We start from the raw sequence: 22,125 nt of genomic DNA on the forward strand, positions 1-22,125 counted from the left end.
GCTGACAAACTACTTATGGGAAAGAAATCGCGACCTGGGCCTACTCAATCTGTGCTGCCGTATTTACGGCGGTTTTTCTTTTTCTACACGACCGGTTTCGGCAAGAATAGATAGCAAAACAATCGGTCCGATTAAAAAAATGGATGCTGTCGTTGTCAATTATCCCCCCTTTGGTTACAATAGTTCTAATGAAGATAGAGATTCCGGGAAAACTGGGAGGGAATTGGGCCTTATGTCTGTACACATCAATGGAAATCAAACAGGAACAGACCGCGTCAAACGTGGAATGGCTGAAATGCAAAAAGGCGGCGTCATCATGGATGTCGTCAACGCCGAACAGGCAAAAATTGCGGAAGAAGCGGGAGCCGTAGCGGTAATGGCCTTGGAACGCGTGCCGGCCGATATTCGTGCGGCCGGTGGTGTCGCCCGTATGGCGGATCCTACGGTCGTTGAAGAAGTGATGAACGCCGTCAGCATTCCGGTGATGGCCAAAGCGCGGATCGGTCATTTTGTGGAAGCGCGTTTGCTGGAAGCGATGGGGGTTGATTACATCGATGAAAGCGAAGTGCTGACACCGGCGGATGACCTTTTTCATATCGATAAAGCTAGTTTTACCGTGCCTTTTGTCTGTGGGGCTCGTGACTTAGGAGAAGCCTTGCGCCGCATCGGCGAAGGGGCATCCATGATTCGAACCAAGGGTGAGCCGGGTACGGGTAATATCGTGGAAGCCGTGAAGCATATGCGCCAGATGATGGGACAGATTCGACAGGTTCAATCCATGTCCAGGGATGAACTGATGGCAGAAGCCAAAAAATTGGGCGCTCCCTATGATCTGTTGCTTGATGTCCATGAAAACGGCGCCTTGCCAGTTGTCAATTTTGCCGCTGGCGGGGTGGCGACACCGGCGGATGCGGCATTGATGATGCAACTGGGCTCTGATGGAGTTTTTGTCGGCTCCGGTATCTTTAAGTCGGAAAACCCGCCGAAGTTTGCCAAAGCGATTGTGGAGGCGACGACCCATTATGAGGACTATGCCTTGATCGCAGAATTATCCAAAGGCCTCGGCACCGCGATGAAGGGGCTGGAGATTTCCACCTTGCAACCAGCTGATCGGATGCAGGATCGCGGTTGGTAATGGCGAATCAGGAGGATAGGCCGATGAAGATCGGGGTGCTGGCTCTACAGGGAGCAGTGCGTGAACATCTTAGCATTTTAGAATCAGTCGGTGTAGATCCTGTTCCGGTCAAGCAACCTCAAGATTTAGACTGCCTGGATGGCTTAGTGATTCCCGGTGGTGAATCCACCACCATCAGCAAATTAATGCACCGCTATGGGTTGATGGAACCGATCCGACAACGGGGATTGGCGGGGATGCCTATCTTTGGCACCTGTGCAGGCTTAATCCTACTGGCCAAAGAGTTAGAAGGAACGGATCAATCCCATCTGGGGCTGTTGGACATCACCGTTCGCCGTAACGCCTTTGGGCGGCAGCGGGAAAGCTTTGAGGCCCATTTGCAGGTGAAGGGAGTCGCTGACAATTATGAAGCGGTTTTTATCCGCGCCCCATTGATCATAAAGACGGGACCGGCTGTCAAAGTCTTATCCGCACTGGATGAGCGGATTGTGATTGTGCAGGAAGGACATCTTCTCGGTGCTGCCTTTCACCCGGAATTGACCGAGGACTCCCGCTTACATCGCCATTTTGTCGAGATGGTGAAGCAAGCGGCCAGCGTAAACGCTTAAAAACAATCAATAGCGAGGATGAGAACCAGTACCCTGAACGGATGGTGCAGAGAGGCGGTGGTTGGTGAAAACCGCTCCATCCATCAGGGGAATCCCTCTCAGAGCTGGGCGTGAAAACGGAACTTTCCGTTAAGCGCACCCGGTTGGCGGCCCGTGATCCCGCTGTGAGAGGATCGGACCCGTATAGTCCGGTCAATAAGGGTGGCAACGCGGAACCTTCCGTCCCTTGGGGTGAAGGTTCCTTTTTATTTGTTAAAAGGAGGGGTTTCACATGTTGGACATCAAATGGTTGCGTAACAATCTGGAACTTGTGCGGGAAAAGTATCAGCATCGGGGCGAAGATGTCAGCGGCTTGGATGCGATTTTGCAGTTGGATGAGCGTCGTCGTCGCGGATTGGCGGAGACGGAACAGTTAAAAAACCGACGCAACACTGTCTCCAAGGAGATTGCCGCCAAGAAGAAGGCAGGGGAGGATGCGGCGGATGTCATCGCAGAGATGCGGGAAGTGGGCGATCGCATTAAGGAGCTGGATGATGAGATTCGTCAGGTGGACGAACAGCTGCGCCACGTATTGCTCACTTTGCCTAACATTCCCCATGAAAGTGTCCCGGTCGGTGACAGTGAGGAAGATAATGTGCCGGTGCGCCATTGGGGAGAGGTGCCAACATTCTCCTTTGAACCTCAAGCCCATTGGGATTTGGCAAAAGGGTTGGATCTGCTGGACTTTGAACGAGCAAGCAAAGTAACCGGTTCCCGCTTTGTCTTTTACAAAGGGGTAGGGGCACGTTTAGAGAGAGCTTTAATCAACCTAATGCTGGACCTGCATACGGAGCGGCACGGATACACGGAGATGATTCCGCCGTTTATGGTTAACCGCAACAGCATGACCGGTACAGGTCAGCTACCCAAATTTGCCGAAGACTCCTTTGCCGTGGCTGCTACCGATTACTATCTGATCCCTACCGCAGAAGTGCCTGTCACCAACTATCATGCCGATGAGATTCTCTCCGGTGACGAGCTTCCCAAAAAATTTGCAGCCTTTAGCGCCAACTTTCGCTCAGAAGCGGGTTCCGCCGGCCGGGATACCCGTGGTCTCATTCGGACGCACCAGTTTAACAAAGTGGAACTGGTCAAATTGGTAAAGCCGGAAACTTCCTACGAAGCGTTGGAGTCCTTGGTACAGGAGGTGGAGACGGTATTGCAGTTGCTGGAACTCCCCTACCGGGTGTTAAATATGTGCACCGCCGATCTCGGCTTTACCGCCGCCAAGAAATACGATTTGGAAGTATGGCTTCCCAGCTCCAACACCTACCGTGAAATTTCTTCCTGCAGCAATTTCGAGGATTATCAAGCCCGTCGGGCCAATATTCGCTTTCGCCGCGATGCTGGTTCCAAGCCGGAATTTGTTCACACCTTAAACGGTTCCGGCCTAGCCGTGGGTCGAACCGTAGCCGCCATCCTGGAAAATTTCCAGCAAGAAGACGGCAGCATTCGCATCCCAAATGCGCTTCAACCTTATATGGGCGGGTTGGAGAAAATCACGCGCAACTGATTGGACTCCCTTGCAGAAAAGGCCCAGCCTGTGATACAATGTTGGGGCAAGTTTGCCCCTCGTGGAGAGGTGGTCGAGTGGTTGAAGGCAACGGTCTTGAAAACCGTCGAGGGTTCACGCCCTCCGTGGGTTCGAATCCCACCCTCTCCGCCAATGATAATAAGGGTAAAAGAGAGAGAAAGCCGTCCAATTTTTGGGCGGCTTTCTTTTGCATGTTAGGCATGACATGAAAATAGGTGTCTATGGTTATTGCAATGGTGGAATGTGCTACCTCATTTTTAAAAGGATTATGGCCGGTAAAGTCTGACAGGCGATCGATGATACGGCCGGGGACTTGCATAGACGGACACATGTGCTGCCGTAAAAAATCCTCTGCGTCTGAGCAGAGGATTTTCATTAAATGGAGCGGATAATGCCGCCTTCCACCCTTTGCGCCGAACCGTTGATCGCCGCCGCTTTCTCCGAGGCGAGATAGACGATCGTGCTGGCGACTTCCTCCGGCTTTGCGTAGCGCTGAATTAAAGAAGTCGGCTCATTCACCTTAAAGTAATCTTTGACAAATGTGTCTAAATCGGTATTCCCCGCTGCGGCAGCTCCCTTCATATAATTGGAAACGCCTTCAGTCCAGGTTGGTCCGGGAAGGACCGAGTTTACGGTCACATTCGTACCTTTCGTCATTTCCGCCAGTCCTCTTGATAAGCTGATCAAAGAGGTTTTAGTCATTGAATAAGGGATCATTTGTGGAAGAGGCTTGATGCCGGCTTCGCTTGCGAGATTCAAAATTCTGCCCGCGTTCCGTTTGAGCATTTTCGGTAGGAAGGCGCGGCAAAGGCGGACGGCGCTTAACACGTTCACCTCAAAATACTGAAGCCATTCCTCATCCATGACGTCCGCAAAATTTTTTACTTCAAAGAATCCCATATTGTTGACGAGGATATCAAGCTCGCCGAGCTGTTCCGTTTTTTTTATCAACGTCCGGCTTTGTTCAGGATCGGACAAATCCGCGGCGATTCCGTAGACGGTCCCGTACTTAGAAAGCTCGTCTGCGACTGATTGAACCTTTTCTTCGGTACGTCCGTTTATGATGACCCGGGCGCCCTCCGCCAAAAAGGCTTCAGCCGTTGCTTTTCCAATCCCTGCAGTAGAGCCTGTTACGAGCACGAGTCTATCTTGCAGCTGTAAATCCATATGAAATCCATCCTTGCTTTTAAAAAGTCTGAGATGAAAAAACATTCGTTTACAAGTATAGTGCAGCGGATACGTCATCGTCAAAGAACCTGCTTGACACTCTCCTATGTTTCTCTCTCTTTGAGCAATTTATAAAGCTTTAAAGTTCATTTTTTAGCAGTCATGCATCTCAAGTGGATCAGTTCGATTCTCCAACTTGGTAAACGCCTTATTGGTCATACTTTGTTTTACTGAAGGCCTTAGAGGGATATTATTTGGCGGAAGTAACATTGATGGGTTATTGTTTGTTGTTTACAGTTGCTGGGTATGCTAATATAAAGTTGAGCATAAACTACAAGTAGCCCCAGGCGGGCACCTGGAGCCACTGTAGGACGTACTTCATCGACGGGACGGGACCCACCGTCCTGGAGAAGTCAGTGTCGCAAAGACCCCAACCTCCTAGCGGGACCGCGAAATCCTTTTGCTAGGGGCATGGGGTCTTCTTCGTCTTCGCTGCCGCCCGCGTGTACCAAAAACAACAGAATCCGCTTAATTAGATTAACACAAAAGAAACCGTCCCGATTTGGGATGGTTTTTTGCATCACTTGCTTATTTTGATTTTGCTTAATCCAATTCCTTCCCATCGTTGACATATTGATCACCTTATATTAGAGTCAGGTGCTATTTTTTCGGTGAAACATGGGATAAATCCTATGTCAGGGTGAAGTTTAAAAAATATTCAATGGAAACGGGGGACATCTCTCGCTAAAATAAAAATATACGGTGAAAAGGAGTTAAACCATCATGAAACCCTTTCAACCCATTTATCGTGAGCTTGTCGATGAACTTTCCAGTATGGTTGCCAACAAACAGATCCAAAATCAGTGTCGTCTGCTGGGTGAGGGATTGAGTGGTCGGGTATATGAGTATGAGAATTTTGCTGTGAAAGTGTTTAAAGAAGACGGCAGTGAGAACGACGATTATCGGATGCTAAACCGCCTTCACCACCATTCTGCCTTTCCGACGCTCCACTATTATGAAGACCGCTTTATGCTGATGGACAAATGCGATGGAACGACCTTGGCACGGGAGCGAGAAAGTGGAGACGGGCTAAAGGATGCATATTTTACGCAAATTGAACAGGTGGTAGAAGAGTGTTATCAGGTAGGGATTATTCCGCGGGATCTACATCTAAACAATGTGATGGTGGATCGCGATAATCGCATTAAAATTGTGGATGTCGGCCGTTTTGTCCACACCGATCAGTCTGAAGATTACAAAGAACGATTGACGGAAGATTTGCAGGATCTCAAATACCATGTATTCGGTTTTGGCTTTTTCTCCTCCTCTCGTCGCAAACGGAGACGCCATCGTTATCGTTCATCCGGTTCCCGTTCCCATAGCAACTCCCACTCTTCCCGCTCTTACTCTTCCTCCCGCCGCAAAAGACGGAAATACCGTAGAAAAAGATACCATTCTTCATAATGTCTTTTGAGCATGGCTTTTGAGAGCTTGTGTAGAGAGGATAAATATGCTTCTTGAATCAGCTGCAACAAGTGATGGTCGCTTGTCAAGGATGTTTGGTCCGGTGCCAAAGGATGAATCACCATAAGAAAATCACGCTTGCCAATATAAACCCTGCCGTTATTGCAGGGATTCGCAAGGAACAAAGGGCAACCTCGCTGACGGGTTGCTCTTTCTTTTTTGCCGCTATTGTCTGCGATCAGGAGGGGGACAGGCGCCCGGCGCATTGATGACGTGATCGCCACCCCATTCGGGAGTGTCCATATTGTCAGGATCATAGGTGATCTGCTTTTGAATGGGAACATAGGCATCTCCGCCGACGACAGGTGAAGGGCCAGCATTGCTTTTACTGGTGTTCCGATTGGCGATTCCGCTATTGCCGATGGCTACCGTACTGGCGGTGGACATGGAGACAATCTTGATATTGTTGATGTTGATGGTTAGGTTGATCTCTTTCACCATCGGCACCTCCTTTTGGTATTCGGGCCGTGGTTCACAGGGATACGTGCCCAGTATACGCATAGATGAAAAAATGGTGCATGCACATTCTGCCCACCTCCCGCGTAAAACAGTAGCAGAAAACAAAGAAGCGACGGGGAGGGAATGGAATGGGGGTCACAATTCGATCGCTGGATGTGGATCGTTGTTCCCAACACGCCAATGTGACATTTGGCGATAATGCGATATCAAGTCGTAACCAACTAAAACGGAACGATTGTGTGGTTATTTTTGCAGGTGGTTCGATCCATGCTCCAACCGATACATCTATCAATATGGATCCGGACGATTTTGATCAATATGCTGACAACAGACAAAACACAATCTTCCCGTAAGGAATGCTGGAGGAGGAAGGATGGATGCCAGTTTTTTTAAATGTCGGTTTCGTGAAAAATGATCAGCTCAATAGCGGTGGTACACTCGGTTTTGGGCAGAACATCGTTCAAAACCGAACCTCTACCAAGACTAACCAAGGATCCTTCAACGTTGGGGACGGCTTGAGCGCAGCGCCGATCCTCTTTCAACTGAATGGGGATACGGATCTGATTGATCAAACTTCGATTGAAGCAGCTGATATCGCGGCACCACAAGTGTAGGTGGAGCGAATGTTTACCAATCTCCATGTGGGAGTAATAAAAACCAACATCGTCACCCAAGGTGGGATCGTGGGAGTCGGTATCAATCTGGTGCAAAATCGAAACGCCACCAAGCAAAACAATGGCGTTTTTACCATCGGGGATGGCGTTTCCTATATTCCCACCAGCACCTTGGTCAACTGGGACCCCGATAAAGCCGATATGGTAAATATCGATGCAAACAATGTCGGTGGTGGGCAAATTTGAGAAATCAAACAAACGAAAACCTTGGCCCGTCTTGGAGGGATGAACCATGTGCGGTATCTCGGGTTGGCTTGATTGGGAACGAGATCTAAGCCTTAGGCGCGACTGGTTGGAAAAAATGAATCAAACCCTGATTCCACGCGGGCCCGATGCGGAGGGAATCTGGCTCTCCCCCTGCACCGGATTAGCCCATCGTCGCTTAATCGTCATCGATCCGGAAGGTGGCGTACAGCCGATGATCCGCCGTTATGGGGATCGCAACCTGGTGATCACCTACAACGGTGAATTGTACAATATGGATGAGCTCTCCCGCGAACTGACAGTAAGGGGGCATACGTTTCAGTCCCGTTCCGATACGGAGTTGGTTTTGGCTTCATACGCCCAATGGGGAACAGATGCCCCCGCACATCTAAACGGTATTTTTGCTTTTGCTATTTGGGATGAGCGGGAGCAGAGTCTGTTTTTGGCCCGGGATCGGATCGGGGTAAAGCCTTTGTTTTACACAATCCGTAAGGGATCTGTTTTTTTTGGATCGGAGTTAAAATCGTTGTTGGCTCATGCTGACATCACCGCAGAAGTCGATGCGGAAGGGTTGGCGGAAGTATTGGCGATGGGCCCCTCTCGCACGCCGGGTCACGGTGTGTTTAAAGGGGTGAAAGAACTGCGTCCTGGCCATTGGATGAAGGTGACGCGCCATTCGCAACGGGTGGAAGCGTACTGGCAATTGGAAAGCCGTCCGCACACCGATGACTTGCCGACTACGATCGAGCGGGTACGTCAGCTTTTTACCGATGCGGTTGAGCGGCAGCTGGTATCGGATGTGGCCATCGGCACGATGCTCTCCGGCGGATTGGACTCCAGTGCGATATCCGCATGCGCAGCCCGTTATTTCCGGAATACGGGCAAAGGGGCGCTCTCCACTTTCTCCGTTGATTACGACGGAAACGATCGCTACTTTCAACCCAACGAATTTCAGCCCAATGCGGATGCGCCGTGGGTCAAGCGCATGTCCCAGGCGATCGATTCCAACCACTACCCGATTGTGATTGACAATGCGGAGTTGGCAGAATCCCTTTCCCATGCACTTTTGGCGCGCGATTTGCCCGGCATGACCGATGTGGATGCTTCTTTGCTCCTGTTTTGCCGGGAGATTAAAAAACATGCAACAGTGGTATTGTCCGGGGAGTGTGCCGATGAAGTGTTTGGGGGGTATCCTTGGTTTCACCGTGAAGAAATGATCCAAGCGGATACCTTCCCATGGTCTCGCCATATCCACGAGCGTGTCTCTTTTTTGGCGCCGGAGATACGGGGGGCGATTCGGCCGCAAGAATATGTTCAGGACCGTTATTGCGAAGCTATGGCAGAGGTGCCGCGGCTGGAAGGGGAGGAAGGGCTGGAAGCCCGTATTCGGGAGATCTTTTACCTCAATCTAACCCGCTGGATGCCGACACTGTTGGACCGGAAAGATCGTATGAGCATGGCGGTGGGGTTGGAAGTGCGCGTTCCGTTTTGTGATCACCACTTGGTGGAGTACGTTTGGAATATCCCCTGGTCGATGAAGCGACTAAATGGACGGGAAAAAGGATTATTCCGGGAAGCGATGAAGGGGATTTTGCCCGATGATGTTCTGTTTCGCAAAAAAAGCCCCTACCCCAAAACCCATAATCCGGCATATCTACAAGCGGTAAAAGAGCAAGCGCTACACATCCTGGATGATCCCAACGCACCCGTTTGTCAGTTGTTGGATCGCGATGCTGTTCGCTCCTTTGCAACGGGAGACCTTACCCAGGTCAACTTGCCTTGGTTCGGCCAATTGATGAACGTGCCACAGCTGTTCGCCCATTGGATTCAATTGGATCAGTGGATGCGCGATTATCGCGTTCGTTTGGTGGATTGAGATCGCCCCAAGAGGGGCAAATTTTTTTGTGCAAAAACTTTGTCGAAAGCCTATCAAAATACGAACTAATGTTCTATAATCAAAACAAGGACTGAACCGCTCCCCATCACCACCTTCGCCAAAAAGGGGGCAGGAGCATGGAGAAATGGGTTCAATTGATGGTTGCGATTGTGTCACTGCTACGGGTGTTGTTGGAATTACCGCAGTCGCTCGGCCGTTGGAAAGAGCATCAAAAAAAACGGGGCAGCCATCGTCGAAAACGTTCCAGTAAAGGTTAACCGGGTATGATTGAAGTGTGTATCGATTAAACTTCATCTTGGAGAGAAGATCGTGTTCTCCCGTAATTCAGCTGCCAATTGAATGGACTGCCATTGGGTGGTCCTTTTTTTGATGGGTTGCGACTGCGTTTTCATCCATGATAAAATAATGACTACGATATGTGCCCGTAGCTCAGTGGATAGAGCAGCGGTTTCCTAAACCGCGTGTCGGAGGTTCGACTCCTCTCGGGCGCACCAAAGGTAGAAATGATGCGGATTTTAGCAGGCCTGCGGGGGTACCCCCCTATTTCCGCCCGTTAAGCCTAATGGAAAGCTTAACGATAGCACATAGTTTCACACCCACTTCTGCACAAGAATTGGTAGCCGCCTTTATTTCGGTTCAAAGCGTGAAGATACGCAACGATCCGAAGGAAGGCGGTCTTTATTTTGTGGTAAAAAAAAGTATTAGTGCGAGAACGGCATTGTAACCGTTTAGATTCGTCTGCTGTGATCTGCGGGTTGTCCGATTGTAAAATCTCAAGAGTTGGGTGCTAAAACGTAATACTTACGTTTTACATTTTGATGGGTATCGTTTATAATAAGTACACACAGGTAATAAGAGGACGATAAAAAAGAGACCTTATCTCTCAAGTGATTGGAGGGTCGCCATGGAAAGGCATATTTTGCCATTGCAGCGTTTTCCATGGCAGTTGTGATGGATACAATCTTGGAATTGAGGGGAGTCCACTTTGCATACGGATCGCAACCGGTACTGGAAGGGATTGACCTGTCGTTAAAACGAGGGGAATTTCTCGGACTGGTCGGCCCTAACGGTTCGGGAAAGTCGACCTTGATTCAGTTGACACTGGGCGGGCTCTCCCCTGATCAAGGAGAAGTTGATCTGTTTGGAACGCCGCAGCGCCGGTTTCGAGAGTGGTCTCGCATTGGTTATGTTTCACAAAAGGCGAACAGTTTTAATCTGGGCTTTCCGGCTACAGTACGGGAAGTCGTGGCGTCGGGGCTTTACGGCAAATTGGGTTTATTCCGGCGCATGACGCGTAAAAACTGGGAACGGGTACTGCAGGCGATTGAGCAGGTAGGGTTGACGCCTTATACTGATCGCAATATCGGGCGGCTTTCCGGCGGGCAACAACAGCGCGCCTTTATCGCGCGGGCGTTGGTAAGCGATCCTGATTTATTGATTTTGGATGAACCCACCGTTGGGGTGGATGCCCACTCATCGGAGCAGTTTTATGATCTATTGCTGAATCTGCATCGGGAAAAAGGGTTGACACTGCTGTTGGTCAGTCATGATATCGGTGCGATAACGACTTATGTCGATCGGATCGCTTGTTTAAATAAACAGCTCTTTTTCCATGGGAAATCCGATGAATTTTCGCTACGAAGCCAAGAGATTTTGACAAAAGCTTACGGGCATAAAGTGACAGTATTGGAACATGGTCATCAGTCGTGTTCCATCGGGTGAGGAGGTCATGGGTGCGGCAATGGCATCCAATTTGATATGATAGAGATGATCCTGCAGTATGAATTTATGCAACGGGCTGTACTAGCTGGAATGATCATCGGATTGATCTCCCCAGTAGTGGGAGTCTTTTTGGTGGTACGGCGGCTGTCGTTAATCGCCGATGCCCTGGCACATGTTACCTTATCCGGAGTGGCGGCGGGGTTGTTGTTACAAAAGAGTTTTCCCGCACTACAATCGGTTCATCCCCTCTATTTCGGGATGGGTTTTTCCATGGGGGCCTCCGTTTTTGTAGAGCAATTGCGCGGGTTATACCGATCTTACCAGGAATTGGCTATTCCTGTCATTATGTCCGGCGGAATTGGATTGGGTGTGGTGTTGATCAGTGCTGGCGACGGCTTTAATGTGGATGTGGCTGGTTATCTGTTTGGAAGTATTTTGGCCGTCGGCCAGTCAGAGCTTTATGTCATCATTGTGACGGGTGTCGTGGTGTTCCTGTTGGTTTCGCTCTTTTACAAAGAATTGTTTGCCCTTTCCTTTGATGAGGAGAGTGCCGTCTTTAGCGGTATTCCCCGTCGCTGGATCAACCTTTTATTCAGTTTGGCGGTGGCGATGGTAATCACCGCATCGATCCGTGTGGTGGGGATATTATTGGTATCGGGGTTGATTACCCTACCGGTGGCTGCCAGCCTACAAATTGCCAACAGTTTTAAGCAAACCCTGTTTTTATCCGTATTTTTTGCGCAAATTGCGGTGTTTTCAGGATTAGCTGCCGCTTTTTACTTTGATTGGGCCTCTGGTGGCACCATCATTTTGGTGTCTGTCGTCATTTTGGCAGTCGTGGTAGCGGTCAAACGCTTCCGGCGTATCGGTAATTAGGGAATGGATAGGGGCGATATCCATGAATGTGGAACAAGCGCTAAATCGATTGAAGCAAAAAGGTTATAAATACACGGGTAAACGGGAAACGATGGTGGAGATATTCAGCCGGGAGGACCGTTACTTGACGGCTAAAGAAGTAATGGAGGAGATGCAAGGCCAATTTCCCGGTCTAAGCGTTGATACGATATACCGCAATCTCTCCCTGTTTGAAGACCTGGGTATTGTTGAAGGGACGGAATGGGAAGGAGAGCGACGCTATCGCTTTCATTGTGGCGGGGATCATCACCACCATCACTTGATCTGCAAACAGTGTGGTCGGACTAAGCCGCTCAACCTTTGCCCGATGAATGCACTCCTGGGAAAACCGGCAGATTTTACGATTACCGATCACAAATTTGAGATATACGGCTACTGTCAGGATTGTGAAATCAATCCGGACGAGCAAGCGGTCAAGTGAGGGAAGCAGAGTGAATCACGACTATTTTATGTTGGAGGCGATCGCACAGGCACAGCAGGCGCAGGCGATCGGTGAGGTGCCGATTGGAGCGGTTGTGGTAAAGGATGATCACATTATCGGTCGGGGGTACAATTTGCGCGAAACGGATCAAGATCCAACCGCCCATGCCGAGATGATAGCGATTCGGGAGGCGGCCCACACCTTGGGAAGTTGGCGGCTGACCGACTGTTCCCTCTATGTGACCTTGGAACCGTGTCCGATGTGTGCTGGAGCGATCATGCTGGCACGTATGGAGCGGGTGATTTACGGTGCGACCGATCCCAAGGGTGGTTGCGCCGGTACTCTGATGAACCTGTTGCAAGATCCGCGCTTAAACCATCAGACCGAGGTAGTGGACGGCTGGATGCGGGAGGAGTGCGGGGCGCTGCTCACCCGCTTTTTCCGTGAGTTACGGGCGAAAAAGAAAAATAAGCCTAAATAGAGGCTGCTGAAAAGTGATCGGGCCAAGAAAACGAATTTTATCGTAGCTCGACGCCTTGACTTTTGCCGGAGTATCCGATAAAATTGTTCATTGTCAGATTGAAAAACATGGAGAGGTGTCCGAGTGGTCGAAGGAGGCGGTCTCGAAAACCGTTGTGCGGTTCACGCCGTACCGTGGGTTCGAATCCCACCCTCTCCGCCAAATAGAAGGGTTTTAAAACAGAAAGCCGTCCAATTTTTGGGCGGCTTCTTTTTGCATGTTGGGCATGACATGAGAAAATGTGTCCATTGTGATCGTAATGGTGGAACGACTTAACCACTCTGATACTTACTTTTGGGTACCTGTCCGGTATTTCTACATTTCTTGATCTACAAAGAGCAATCAGGAATTCGGATTTAATTATTTTGGTTTTTTACTCCCCACTCACATAATCCTTCTAAAACTGGTAATAGAGTTTCCGCTTTATTTGTAAGACTGTACTCGACTTTAGGGGGAACTTGAGGATACTCTTTCCGGTTTACCAGACCATCTGCTTCCAATTCTTTTAGTTGTGAACTCAATGTTTTATAAGTAATAGCTCCTATTTGTCTTTTCAGATCATTAAAGCGAACCGGTTGGTTTTCTGCTAGTAGGTAAATGATAACCATTTTCCATTTGCCACCAATAACTGAAATAGTATAACCAAAAGGTGTATCTTGAATATTTTTTATTTTACCTTTATATTCAGCCATACCCATATTAGCACTATCCTTTCGGGTAGTATCTATCAAAAAAGAGCGTACTATTTTTTTATTTGCGTTCATTTTATACTGACCATAGGTTTAAGTAAAGGAGAGGAAAAATGACTAAAAAAACAATACGTCTTTTTATGCCACAATGGCAAGGTGGGAACAACCCTAACTACTCTTTTGGAGCCGAACTGCTTGCATGGCTAGCTCCAGAAAATGATCAACCTCTTATTCATGTTCCAGTTCAAGCTTACGATGGAACTCCACTTGAAAATGAGAACGGTATGAATGGAAGAACACAGCTACTTGAACAATTAGAGGCTGCTCAGCATATCATTAATGCTCATAAACCCGATCGCATTGTCATGTTTGGTGGTGATTGCTTAGTCGAGCAAGCCCCATTTGCCTATTTAAACGAACGATATGGGGGGGAATTAGGTTTAATTTGGATCGATGCTCACTCCGACTTAGTTAATTATGTTGGGTATGATAACGGACATGCATTACCTCTCGGGAATCTCTTGGGAATAGGAGATGAGGAGTTCGTAAAACATGTGGAAATCCCTTTAAAACCAGAAAATGTCTTTATCGCGGGATTAGCAGCTCCTACTGAACAACAAACAAAAGAGATTTCAGAAGCGTTTCAAAGACTCGGTATCGCTCCTACAGAACCGGATACAGAAGTAATTCAAAGACTAGGTATTCGAACTGCTGGAACCCAAGAGTTAACGAACAGTACTGAATCTGTAAAAGAGTGGATTAAAGAAAGTGGCATTAAGCACCTAGCTATACACCTTGATTTAGACGTACTTGACCCAAAGGCATTTCGTTCTTTATTATTCGCCAACCCTGAAGAACCCTTTCATTTATCTCCTGCGGGAACAATGCAAATGCCTCAACTGCTTAATCTGATTAAAGAACTATCTGAAGAAACAGATATAGTTGGATTAGGTATAACGGAGCATTTGCCATGGGACTCTATTAACTTGAAGAATCTGCTTGCAGAAATACCTATTTTAAATAACTAAAGTCAAAAACGGAGTTATAATAGAACAATGAAGGGTTTCGCAATTGCGAAACCCTTTTTATTTGCTGAAATTACGATTGACCTGCTGTGATTGATAAAATTTTACCCGCAATCACGTTACAGTAATGTCATTAAAAAAGCGCGACCTCTATAATTCGGGTCGCAAAGGGCCCTCCGGTGGGCGTAATGGCCCTTCAGGGATATCAGGATCAATCGGGGGGTTATTTTTCCACCAAGGGTAAAAATAGAATGGACCAAAATAGAAAGTGGATCGCGTGTAAACCATCCACGGCGGTATATAAAAGGGACTGAACATCATTCCGCTCACCTCCTCACATGTTTCGTATACATCCTGTCGGTTTTATGAAAGGAATGCACCCTAGTGTCAGGGTGCATTAACAAGGGAGATTAACTAGAAGTATCCGAGCTTCCCAATGTATCATTCATATGGGTTGAAGAGGATGAGGAGCTTGAAGAACTTTCCAAATGATGATGTTTCATCGCCTTTTCCATGTACTTGTAGGCTTTTTTACAATGGTAGTAAGCTTTTTTCAGCGCGTGGTAATCCATGTGATAATAATGTCTGTGGTGATCATGATGTTTGTGGTGCCTGTGATGATGATGCTTATGATGATCATGATGCTTGTGATGCTCTCGGTTGAGGTCCATTAACCACCCTCCTTTGTATGTCTAGGGTTATCCACACTAGGCATGTTATGTGATTTCCATGATGTTGACACCAAGCCAAGAGCCCGTTTTTGTTTAAAAGAAGTCGGCCCCTTTTTTTATGTTCAGCTTAATATCGCATCGGTCTCCATCGAAACCGCTTATCGTCCGAAAACGACCGATTGTTGGTAATTGATATACAAGGAGCAGGGTTCCTTATATAGTGACTCTAAAGGGATGTGATGCAATGAAAGTGGAAGTCTCCATTGATCCGTCTTGTAAAGAACCGAAAATCATCATCCTAACTGATAAAATGACAGACGAAATTACGGAGCTAATCAAACGATTATCCGAAAGTACGATGGATTCTTTAGCCGTATTTTCCCATCGTGGCGTTGTAATCATCTCTTGCAAGGATATTATCCGAATTTATACAGAGAAACAAAAAGTTTATGTTCAAACCAAAGATGGGATATATACGGTCCGTTTAAGATTATATGAACTGGAAGAAAAACTGGATCGTAAATGGTTTGTCCGCATTTCTAATTCAGAGATAGTCAATATCCGAATGATTACAAACATGGATATTAGTATGACCGGAACCATTGGTGTAGCGCTAAAAGGGGATATTAAAACGTATGCGTCCCGTCGCTATGTAAAAAAGATCAAGAACTTGTTTGGAATATGAGGTGAAATGATGAAATTGATACTTAGTCGAATCATAGGTGGTTTTGTTACAGGGGTTTTTGGAGGGCAAATGGTTCAGATTCTAATTTCATTACAATTGGGTCAAGGGACCTATCTTCCTGTTATCGATCATTTTGGTGCACACTTTCCAAATGAATGGACCGCAGTCATCGTGCAAATGATGTTGACTGGCTGTATCGGCATTACGTTTGCAACGACGTCACTTGTATTTGATATTGCGAAATGGGGATTATTCAAGCAATATGCCGTCCATTTCATTGTCACCACCAGTGTATGGGTACCGATCGTCTTCCTATTGTGGGTGCCGGAACTGTATATCGGTATCTGGATTATCCTGCTAAACATTATAGGGATCTATCCGCTGATCGGCTGGTTGCAGTATACCTTTTCCAAAAAGGACATCAAACAGATCAACCGCTCGATTCAGATGAAATTGAAGGAAACAGAGGGGGATGAGTAATGGCGATTGTCATAAAAAAGTTAACAAAGAGGTTTAATGATCGTACAGCAGTAGACGGTTTATCATTAATGATTGAAAAGGGTGAATTTTTTGCTCTACTCGGTCAAAATGCTGCGGGGAAAACAACAACCGTTAAAATGTTGAGCGGTTTGCTGACACCTGCAAGCGGTGATGCTTGGATGAATGGGGATAGCATCGTTCAAAATCCAGCAGCAGTAAAGCAAAAAATCAACCTTTCTCCACAAGAATCCGCCGTTGCCCCCAATCTTACGGCAAGGGAAAATTTAGAGTTTGTTGCAAGGATATATGGATTGAATAAAGATACGGCGGAACAAAAGGCGGATGAACTGATGGTGAGATTTGGTCTAACCGATCGTGCGAAAAGTAAAGCGAAATCGTTATCAGGTGGGTTACAGCGTAGGTTAAGTATTGCAATGGCAATGATCTCAAACCCAGAAATTCTCTTTTTAGATGAGCCAACCCTTGGTTTAGACGTGCGCGCAAGACGCAATCTGTGGAAGGTTTTATTGGAACTAAAGGGGAAAATGACAATTATATTGACAACACATTATTTAGGAGAAGTGGAAGCATTAGTGGACCGCGTTGGTATTATGCATAATGGGAAATTACATGCACTGGGTACCATTGAAGAGTTAAAACGGCAAACCAGTCAAGAAACGTTAGAAGATGTATTCCTTTCATTGACGGAGGAGGGTTAAGGATGAGAGCTCTTGCCTTTACACAGCGCAATCGTAAAGAAATCTTGCGTGATCCAATCACACTGATATTGGGCATCGGGTTACCAATTCTCATCATGTGGCTCTTCTCCGCCATTCAAAAAAATATGCCGCAAATGCCCTCTGATTTATTTCGTATCGAAAACTTAATCCCAGGTGTGATCGTATTTAGCTTCACATTTATCACATTATTTTCCGGATTGCTGTTGGGAAAAGATAAAAGTAGTTCGTTTTTAATGCGTATATTTGCTTCGCCGATGACGGCAAAAGATTATATCGTCGGATACTCTCTTCCCTTATTATCCGTTGCGATTCTACAAACAGCCATGTGCTATCTTGCTGCCTTTTTATTGGGTTTACCTTTTAGTATGAACATCTTGGCTTCAATCATCGTACTTGTGTGGATTGCGTTTCTATATATTGGATTTGGTGTGTTATTAGGGACGTACCTAACAGATAAACAAGTGAACGGAGTTTCCGCGATCTTCGTCAACCTCTCCGCGTTGTTAAGCGGCACATGGTTTGAATTGGATATGGTTGGTGACACATTTAAAACGATTGCGTATCTTCTCCCGTTTGCTCATGCCGTTGATGCCACTAGAGCAGCGTTGGCGGGTGAATATGGAGATATAATCGTGCCGTTGCTTTGGGTCATCAGTTACACAATCGTGATTTTTGTGATCGCCATTTTAGGTTTTAAAAAGTTAATGAAAAATTAAGAAGGGGTCGAAAACAAATGAACATAGCGTGATTCTAGAAGATCCACCGCTTTTTTTCTTCTGAACTGCCAAGGGCTAAAAAGACTTTTAACTATGTTGATTTGAGCCGTGACCAGGATCAATAGAGAAATGAAAACGTTCAGTCTCATTCATCACTCGGGCCAGTTTAATGACGAAGTCGTGGGTAAAGGCAAAAGGAAACCGTTTAAGCGGTTTCCTTTTGCGGGTTAAGCGATGGTTAGATTTTAATGGAATTGATGGGGGTTACTATCTTTAACCGTTACCAGGTTCACTTTTAGTTGTGGATGTATCCGTAACTACATAGGTTGTAGCAGAAACGTTAGAAGCCGTGAAGAATGTAAAAAGTGCCATAGCTGCGATGATTGAGAGCTTAGTCCATCTCACCAAAAAAATCACCCTCTTCCTCAAGTTCTTTTTTTACTGCATACATATTTCGCATACAATTGATGAATTCCTTCTCATCGATTGCGTTCCAACATTCCGCTAGTTTATATAAAGCTTTATACTCCTGTTTTTTAAGTTTGTGTTTTTGAGCCAGCTCCAACGTGCGTTGGTAATATGGGATAGCATCCTTGAGTTCTTCATTTTCCTTCATATAATCACCCATGCCGATGAGAGCATAGATTAATCGAGGAGCATCATTCGCCTTTTCTGAGATCTGGATCGCTTGTGCAAATGATTCCTTTGCTTCTGCATACTTTTGCAGATGAAGATACAATAATCCCTGCATTACATAGGTGGTGGAGGCCAACCTTTGATCAGGGAGAAAATCTTTTGCTTGCAGTGCAGTAGTAAAGCAAGCTTCTCCTTTTGCCAAATCCCCCAATGTCGTATAGATACAGCCCAACTGGGTCCAGGTTTCAAAGATCGATCTATAATGCTGGTTGCGAATGGACAGTTTTAACCCTTCCTGTGCACATTTAATCGCTTCCTCTTCACAGCCTGTCCTTCTTAAAAACTCAATCCGGGCCCAATAAATGGTGAGAAGGGTATCCACATCATAAATTCCAAAACGTTCATCCCATATCTCCTCAACGACCCGCATCCCTTCGTGAATATGTCCCAACCGTTCTAAGTAGATCGCCTTATTACGAAGAAGATTATAGCGGAGGTAAGAGCGATCTCCGTTTTCCTTGTAGGCATCGATACCACTATTGGTAAATTGGATTGCGCTTTCCAAGTCATTTTGTAAATAGGCACAAACGCCAAGATCGCAAAAGCTGGAAGCCTCGACGTTGGTTTGTTGATTGTAGGGGTGTTGATTAGCCAGTTTAATCGCCTGATAATAAGCTCTTTCCGCCCGTCTATGCTGTCCCTTAGCATTGAGACAACGCCCTTTTAACATAGAAGCAGTCGCGGCTAGAGGATGATTATCCTCTAAGTTTAACTCTTCAATCTCTTTCAAGGCTTGATCATGTTTATTGAGCTTAAATAAAGTCTCAATCATATCCATATCCAGTTGATGGCTTTTGATCTCATTCTCTTCTTCCATCAGTAGATAGGGGACTTGGTGGGTTTCGATGTTTAGCTTTTCCAACAGGTATAGGGCTTTGTTCATGCTGACATGAGGGACACCGCGTTCGATGTTGCTGATGGTAGCGGGGGAAATATTATCATCCGCCAAATCTTCCAAACGGAACCCTCTCTGTTTACGGACTTTCCGTATAATTTCGCCGATTTCATGGAGTTCAACCGTTTTCACGACTGTTCACCCTCCCTCGGTAACAGATATATCTTAATTTTACCGCTAATTGAATTTAATTGGAACGGTTGTAGGAGAATAAAATCAAAAGAAGCTTCATATAATCCGATTTTGATATTATAATCTTCCACACTTACTGTTTAAAGTTGATATATGTTCATAAAATGTATATAATAGTAGCACGAGTGAACACATACACGGTTACCACATTGGGACTTGTGACCGCTGACGGACTTATTCGTCAGCGATTTTGAGGTGCAAATCAATCGTAAGAACGAATGAAACCGATCAACCACCGGCAAGGGAGTTGCTTGTGGTTTTTTGTGTGCAAAAAAGATCAATCCTAATATGACCTGGGATGTCAGGAATCCTCGATCATGATTGATTACGGCAATTAAAAACATCTGAGATGGAGGACTAACGGTTGAATACGATCGATACGGAAAATGCTGAGTGGAGAGAGCAAAAACAATTAAAAAGAGCGCCAATCATGATCTCGTTGATTGTCGGAGCGTTTTTTGCCATTTTAAATGAGACATTATTAAATGTCGCCTATACGGATCTGATTGAGGAATTGGAGGTAACCGCCGCAACAATCCAATGGTTGGCAACTGGTTTTATGCTTGTTGTGGGGGTTTTGGTTCCGGTAACGGCACTGCTGAACCAATGGTTTACAACGAGGCAGATGTTTTTCGGAGCGATGATTTTATTTACGATCGGTACATTTGTTTGTGGAATATCCCCCAATTTTTCCATATTGCTGATCGGCCGCTTGATTCAAGCAGGGGGGACGGGCTTGTTGCTGCCTGTGATGATGAATACGATTTTGGTGCTTTACCCGCCGCATGAGCGCGGGGGAGCGATGGGAACGATTGGGTTGGTGATTATGTTCGCACCGGCCATTGGCCCCACTCTGTCCGGATTGATCGTTGAAACGCTGCACTGGCGCTGGCTGTTTTTTCTCGTTCTGCCATTTGCGCTTTTATCCATTGTGGTTTCAAGCATTTATCTGAAGAATGTATGGGAAGTAACAAAGCCAAAAGTGGATATCATCTCAATCCTGCTTTCTACCCTCGGCTTTGGTGGTGTGGTGTTTGGTTTTAGCAGTGCGGGAGAAGGGAATGGGGGCTGGATGAGTCCGGAGGTGTATATTCCCCTCGGTGTCGGCGGAATATCGCTGCTGTTATTCTTATGGCGTCAATTAAAAGTGAAAGAGCCGCTACTGGATGTTCGCGCTTTTCAATACCCCATGTTTTCCTTGGCAACAGTGCAGCTGATGATTATGATGATGACGCTTTTTTCGACAATTATTATTTTGCCGATGTTCCTCCAGGGTGCGGCTACTTTAAGTGCTTTTATAACCGGGCTGATTCTCTTGCCTGGCGGGATTCTGAACGGCTTTATTTCACCGGTGGTGGGGCGGCTGTTCGATAAGTATGGGCCGAGAATGCTGGTTATTCCCGGTACGATCATTGTGATGGTGGTGATGTGGTTTATCGCCGGCATTACGCCAACCACTTCTATACCAGCGTTGATTCTTTTACATTCCTTATTGATGATTGGAATCGCCATGGTGATGATGCCTGTGCAAACCAATGGTCTGAATCAGTTGCCCCGTCGATATTATCCGCACGGTACCGCTATTTTAAATACATTACAGCAAGTGGCGGGAGCGATTGGGGTTGCCTTATTCATCAGTATCATGACTGCCGGTCAAAGTAAATACATGGCATCCGTTAGTGATCCTACTGCACCCATTCGGCAAGTAGAAGCGCTGACGGCCGGAGTGCAAGGCGCCTTTTCCATCGGAATGATCTTTGCGGTGGTGGGTTTTGTTCTCGCTTTGTTTATTAAGCGGTCGGCAGCACATCCTGAAGCATAGGTTGACGATCTGAATGATAATTGGTAAGAACATGCAGTCTCAATAATCCTTTCCCCTAGTCTGGAAATAAGCCGTACATTGTTTCAAACGGTCATGTGTGTTACAATAAAAAAACCGTGCTAGATGGGGAGCTTGCGGTGCCCTGTAACCCGCAATCCGCCATAGCGGGGTTGAATTCCTGCCCGAGGTCTTCTCCGTGTGAGGTCTGGTCGATTGAGGACGTGTTGACGAACAGGTCCTGCGCAACGGAAACCTCTGAACTGTGTCAGGTCCTGACGGAAGCAGCACTAAGGAGATCCTTTCGTGTGCCGCAGGGGTGCCTGATCTGAGCGAAATCAGTCGAGTCCGCTCAGGCGGAAAGGTCAGAGGCAGGTGCACGGTATCTCTATATAAACGAATGATAAGGATTCGGGAATCTTCCCGAGTCCTTTTTGGATTGTCATTATAAATATATAGAAGGGATTTTTGAAGCTGACGTGTTCTTGCTGTTTGCAAAGAAAAAAGGGAACTGTCCGCTCCAACAGTCGAGTGCGGGAGCGGGCAAAACTCGCTATCGCTCAAACCTGTTGCAGTGCGAGACTTGGGCATAACAAGACTTGTGCTTGTAATGCACCGCTTTTTCCCGCCCTCGGGGCTTCCGCTGAGTGGTACAGCAAAGGCACTTCGCTTTCAAAAATCCCTTCTCCCTTCAGATA

General features: G+C 46.8%; 24 protein-coding genes, 3 tRNA genes, 1 other RNA gene and 1 other annotated feature. Of the genes, 24 read left to right on the top strand and 4 right to left on the bottom strand.

All coding sequences use genetic code 11. The annotated features are described in order from the left end of the window. Positions 1-232: 232 nt before the first annotated feature. The 4 genes from pdxS to C8J48_RS15880 all read left to right on the top strand — a co-directional run bounded on the left by pdxS (position 233) and on the right by C8J48_RS15880 (position 3,448). Complete coding sequence (pdxS, locus tag C8J48_RS15865) at positions 233-1,135, top strand: pyridoxal 5'-phosphate synthase lyase subunit PdxS (RefSeq protein ID WP_107728208.1); 903 nt, start codon at positions 233-235, stop codon at positions 1,133-1,135. Positions 1,136-1,158: 23 nt separating this feature from the next. After that, positions 1,159-1,743 (top strand): pyridoxal 5'-phosphate synthase glutaminase subunit PdxT, encoded by a 585-nt coding sequence (gene pdxT, locus C8J48_RS15870; protein WP_107728209.1) that lies wholly within the window; start codon positions 1,159-1,161, stop codon positions 1,741-1,743. Between the two features lie 6 nt (positions 1,744-1,749). After that, positions 1,750-1,973 (top strand) — a binding site (T-box leader). A gap of 41 nt (positions 1,974-2,014) precedes the next feature. Then, positions 2,015-3,295 (top strand): serine--tRNA ligase, encoded by a 1,281-nt coding sequence (serS, locus tag C8J48_RS15875; RefSeq protein WP_107728210.1) that lies wholly within the window; start codon positions 2,015-2,017, stop codon positions 3,293-3,295. A 63-nt stretch (positions 3,296-3,358) separates the two neighbouring features. Further along, a tRNA-Ser gene (locus tag C8J48_RS15880) sits at positions 3,359-3,448 on the top strand. A gap of 243 nt (positions 3,449-3,691) precedes the next feature. On the opposite strand, the gene C8J48_RS15885 is transcribed toward C8J48_RS15880, so the two are convergent. Continuing rightward, entirely contained in the window at positions 3,692-4,483 is a 792-nt protein-coding gene (locus C8J48_RS15885) for an SDR family NAD(P)-dependent oxidoreductase (protein ID WP_107728211.1), read from the bottom strand. Positions 4,484-5,266: 783 nt separating this feature from the next. On the opposite strand from C8J48_RS15885, the gene C8J48_RS15895 reads away from it, so the two are divergent. Next, a complete protein-coding gene (locus C8J48_RS15895) occupies positions 5,267-5,947 on the top strand; it encodes a protein kinase domain-containing protein (protein WP_107728213.1) in 681 nt (226 codons plus the stop codon). Between the two features lie 225 nt (positions 5,948-6,172). Here the strand turns inward: C8J48_RS15895 and C8J48_RS15900 are convergent, their stop codons facing one another. Further along, entirely contained in the window at positions 6,173-6,445 is a 273-nt protein-coding gene (locus tag C8J48_RS15900; RefSeq protein WP_107728277.1) for a hypothetical protein, read from the bottom strand. Between the two features lie 149 nt (positions 6,446-6,594). Here C8J48_RS15900 and C8J48_RS15905 point away from each other — a divergent pair, with 149 nt between their 5' ends. The 11 genes from C8J48_RS15905 to C8J48_RS15950 all read left to right on the top strand — a co-directional run bounded on the left by C8J48_RS15905 (position 6,595) and on the right by C8J48_RS15950 (position 12,981). Beyond that, positions 6,595-6,819, top strand: a complete 225-nt coding sequence (locus C8J48_RS15905) for a hypothetical protein (protein WP_107728214.1) — start codon at positions 6,595-6,597, stop codon at positions 6,817-6,819. Positions 6,820-6,843: 24 nt separating this feature from the next. Next, the gene (locus tag C8J48_RS15910) at positions 6,844-7,080 is read left to right on the top strand and encodes a hypothetical protein (protein WP_170105621.1); all 237 of its coding nucleotides are present in this window, start codon (positions 6,844-6,846) and stop codon (positions 7,078-7,080) included. Between the two features lie 9 nt (positions 7,081-7,089). After that, positions 7,090-7,326, top strand: coding sequence for a hypothetical protein (locus tag C8J48_RS15915; protein WP_107728215.1), 237 nt, complete (start codon positions 7,090-7,092; stop codon positions 7,324-7,326). A gap of 46 nt (positions 7,327-7,372) precedes the next feature. Continuing rightward, positions 7,373-9,220 (top strand): asparagine synthase (glutamine-hydrolyzing), encoded by a 1,848-nt coding sequence (gene asnB / locus C8J48_RS15920; RefSeq protein ID WP_107728216.1) that lies wholly within the window; start codon positions 7,373-7,375, stop codon positions 9,218-9,220. Between the two features lie 137 nt (positions 9,221-9,357). Then, positions 9,358-9,498 (top strand): hypothetical protein, encoded by a 141-nt coding sequence (locus C8J48_RS18845; protein ID WP_170105623.1) that lies wholly within the window; start codon positions 9,358-9,360, stop codon positions 9,496-9,498. Positions 9,499-9,659: 161 nt separating this feature from the next. Further along, positions 9,660-9,735 (top strand) — tRNA-Arg (locus tag C8J48_RS15925). Positions 9,736-10,180: 445 nt separating this feature from the next. Continuing rightward, positions 10,181-10,963: a metal ABC transporter ATP-binding protein gene (locus C8J48_RS15930; protein ID WP_245891250.1), complete on the top strand. Its 783-nt coding sequence runs from the start codon at positions 10,181-10,183 to the stop codon at positions 10,961-10,963. Between the two features lie 36 nt (positions 10,964-10,999). After that, positions 11,000-11,839, top strand: a complete 840-nt coding sequence (locus tag C8J48_RS15935) for a metal ABC transporter permease (protein ID WP_107728217.1) — start codon at positions 11,000-11,002, stop codon at positions 11,837-11,839. A gap of 22 nt (positions 11,840-11,861) precedes the next feature. Continuing rightward, complete coding sequence (locus C8J48_RS15940) at positions 11,862-12,299, top strand: Fur family transcriptional regulator (RefSeq protein ID WP_107728218.1); 438 nt, start codon at positions 11,862-11,864, stop codon at positions 12,297-12,299. A 10-nt stretch (positions 12,300-12,309) separates the two neighbouring features. Beyond that, the gene (tadA, locus tag C8J48_RS15945; protein WP_281261226.1) at positions 12,310-12,780 is read left to right on the top strand and encodes a tRNA adenosine(34) deaminase TadA; all 471 of its coding nucleotides are present in this window, start codon (positions 12,310-12,312) and stop codon (positions 12,778-12,780) included. 109 nt (positions 12,781-12,889) lie between these two features. After that, positions 12,890-12,981 (top strand) — tRNA-Ser (locus C8J48_RS15950). Between the two features lie 194 nt (positions 12,982-13,175). Here the strand turns inward: C8J48_RS15950 and C8J48_RS15955 are convergent. Next, complete coding sequence (locus tag C8J48_RS15955; protein WP_107728220.1) at positions 13,176-13,517, bottom strand: winged helix-turn-helix transcriptional regulator; 342 nt, start codon at positions 13,515-13,517, stop codon at positions 13,176-13,178. 104 nt (positions 13,518-13,621) lie between these two features. On the opposite strand from C8J48_RS15955, the gene C8J48_RS15960 reads away from it, so the two are divergent. The 6 genes from C8J48_RS15960 (at position 13,622) to C8J48_RS15985 (ending at position 17,825) form a co-directional block, all read left to right on the top strand. Further along, positions 13,622-14,536 (top strand): arginase family protein, encoded by a 915-nt coding sequence (locus C8J48_RS15960; protein WP_107728221.1) that lies wholly within the window; start codon positions 13,622-13,624, stop codon positions 14,534-14,536. 469 nt (positions 14,537-15,005) lie between these two features. Continuing rightward, complete coding sequence (locus tag C8J48_RS18850) at positions 15,006-15,197, top strand: hypothetical protein (protein WP_170105625.1); 192 nt, start codon at positions 15,006-15,008, stop codon at positions 15,195-15,197. 251 nt (positions 15,198-15,448) lie between these two features. Then, positions 15,449-15,889 (top strand): LytTR family DNA-binding domain-containing protein, encoded by a 441-nt coding sequence (locus C8J48_RS15970; RefSeq protein ID WP_107728223.1) that lies wholly within the window; start codon positions 15,449-15,451, stop codon positions 15,887-15,889. Positions 15,890-15,898: 9 nt separating this feature from the next. After that, positions 15,899-16,369: a DUF3021 domain-containing protein gene (locus tag C8J48_RS15975; protein WP_107728224.1), complete on the top strand. Its 471-nt coding sequence runs from the start codon at positions 15,899-15,901 to the stop codon at positions 16,367-16,369. Next, positions 16,369-17,088 carry an ABC transporter ATP-binding protein gene (locus C8J48_RS15980; protein ID WP_107728225.1) on the top strand — a complete coding sequence of 240 codons (720 nt, stop codon included), beginning with the start codon at positions 16,369-16,371 and terminating at the stop codon, positions 17,086-17,088. Before C8J48_RS15975 ends, C8J48_RS15980 begins: the two co-directional genes overlap by 1 nt. A gap of 2 nt (positions 17,089-17,090) precedes the next feature. Then, positions 17,091-17,825 (top strand): ABC transporter permease, encoded by a 735-nt coding sequence (locus tag C8J48_RS15985; protein ID WP_107728226.1) that lies wholly within the window; start codon positions 17,091-17,093, stop codon positions 17,823-17,825. Between the two features lie 391 nt (positions 17,826-18,216). Here the strand turns inward: C8J48_RS15985 and C8J48_RS15990 are convergent, their stop codons facing one another. After that, positions 18,217-19,548, bottom strand: coding sequence for a helix-turn-helix domain-containing protein (locus C8J48_RS15990; RefSeq protein WP_107728227.1), 1,332 nt, complete (start codon positions 19,546-19,548; stop codon positions 18,217-18,219). Positions 19,549-20,038: 490 nt separating this feature from the next. Here C8J48_RS15990 and C8J48_RS15995 point away from each other — a divergent pair, with 490 nt between their 5' ends. Beyond that, positions 20,039-21,430 carry a DHA2 family efflux MFS transporter permease subunit gene (locus C8J48_RS15995; RefSeq protein WP_107728280.1) on the top strand — a complete coding sequence of 464 codons (1,392 nt, stop codon included), beginning with the start codon at positions 20,039-20,041 and terminating at the stop codon, positions 21,428-21,430. A 114-nt stretch (positions 21,431-21,544) separates the two neighbouring features. Then, positions 21,545-21,810: signal recognition particle sRNA large type (gene ffs, locus C8J48_RS16000), an RNA gene on the top strand. Positions 21,811-22,125 lie beyond the last annotated feature (315 nt).

Origin of the sequence: Desmospora activa DSM 45169, assembly GCF_003046315.1 — a bacterium.
Lineage (GTDB): Bacteria > Bacillota > Bacilli > Thermoactinomycetales > DSM-45169 > Desmospora > Desmospora activa.

Coding starts and splice junctions, on each gene's coding strand:
- C8J48_RS15930 (WP_245891250.1), top strand. CDS start 10,181: ATGGCAGTTGTGATGGATACAATCTTGGAATTGAGGGGAGTCCACTTT.
- C8J48_RS15915 (WP_107728215.1), top strand. CDS start 7,090: ATGTTTACCAATCTCCATGTGGGAGTAATAAAAACCAACATCGTCACC.
- serS (WP_107728210.1), top strand. CDS start 2,015: ATGTTGGACATCAAATGGTTGCGTAACAATCTGGAACTTGTGCGGGAA.
- pdxT (WP_107728209.1), top strand. CDS start 1,159: ATGAAGATCGGGGTGCTGGCTCTACAGGGAGCAGTGCGTGAACATCTT.
- pdxS (WP_107728208.1), top strand. CDS start 233: ATGTCTGTACACATCAATGGAAATCAAACAGGAACAGACCGCGTCAAA.
- C8J48_RS15940 (WP_107728218.1), top strand. CDS start 11,862: ATGAATGTGGAACAAGCGCTAAATCGATTGAAGCAAAAAGGTTATAAA.
- C8J48_RS15885 (WP_107728211.1), bottom strand. CDS start 4,483: ATGGATTTACAGCTGCAAGATAGACTCGTGCTCGTAACAGGCTCTACT.
- C8J48_RS15895 (WP_107728213.1), top strand. CDS start 5,267: ATGAAACCCTTTCAACCCATTTATCGTGAGCTTGTCGATGAACTTTCC.
- C8J48_RS15955 (WP_107728220.1), bottom strand. CDS start 13,517: ATGGGTATGGCTGAATATAAAGGTAAAATAAAAAATATTCAAGATACA.
- C8J48_RS15935 (WP_107728217.1), top strand. CDS start 11,000: ATGATAGAGATGATCCTGCAGTATGAATTTATGCAACGGGCTGTACTA.
- C8J48_RS15905 (WP_107728214.1), top strand. CDS start 6,595: ATGGGGGTCACAATTCGATCGCTGGATGTGGATCGTTGTTCCCAACAC.
- C8J48_RS15970 (WP_107728223.1), top strand. CDS start 15,449: ATGAAAGTGGAAGTCTCCATTGATCCGTCTTGTAAAGAACCGAAAATC.
- C8J48_RS15985 (WP_107728226.1), top strand. CDS start 17,091: ATGAGAGCTCTTGCCTTTACACAGCGCAATCGTAAAGAAATCTTGCGT.
- C8J48_RS15995 (WP_107728280.1), top strand. CDS start 20,039: ATGATCTCGTTGATTGTCGGAGCGTTTTTTGCCATTTTAAATGAGACA.
- asnB (WP_107728216.1), top strand. CDS start 7,373: ATGTGCGGTATCTCGGGTTGGCTTGATTGGGAACGAGATCTAAGCCTT.
- C8J48_RS15980 (WP_107728225.1), top strand. CDS start 16,369: ATGGCGATTGTCATAAAAAAGTTAACAAAGAGGTTTAATGATCGTACA.
- C8J48_RS15975 (WP_107728224.1), top strand. CDS start 15,899: ATGAAATTGATACTTAGTCGAATCATAGGTGGTTTTGTTACAGGGGTT.
- C8J48_RS18845 (WP_170105623.1), top strand. CDS start 9,358: ATGGAGAAATGGGTTCAATTGATGGTTGCGATTGTGTCACTGCTACGG.
- C8J48_RS15910 (WP_170105621.1), top strand. CDS start 6,844: ATGCCAGTTTTTTTAAATGTCGGTTTCGTGAAAAATGATCAGCTCAAT.
- C8J48_RS15960 (WP_107728221.1), top strand. CDS start 13,622: ATGACTAAAAAAACAATACGTCTTTTTATGCCACAATGGCAAGGTGGG.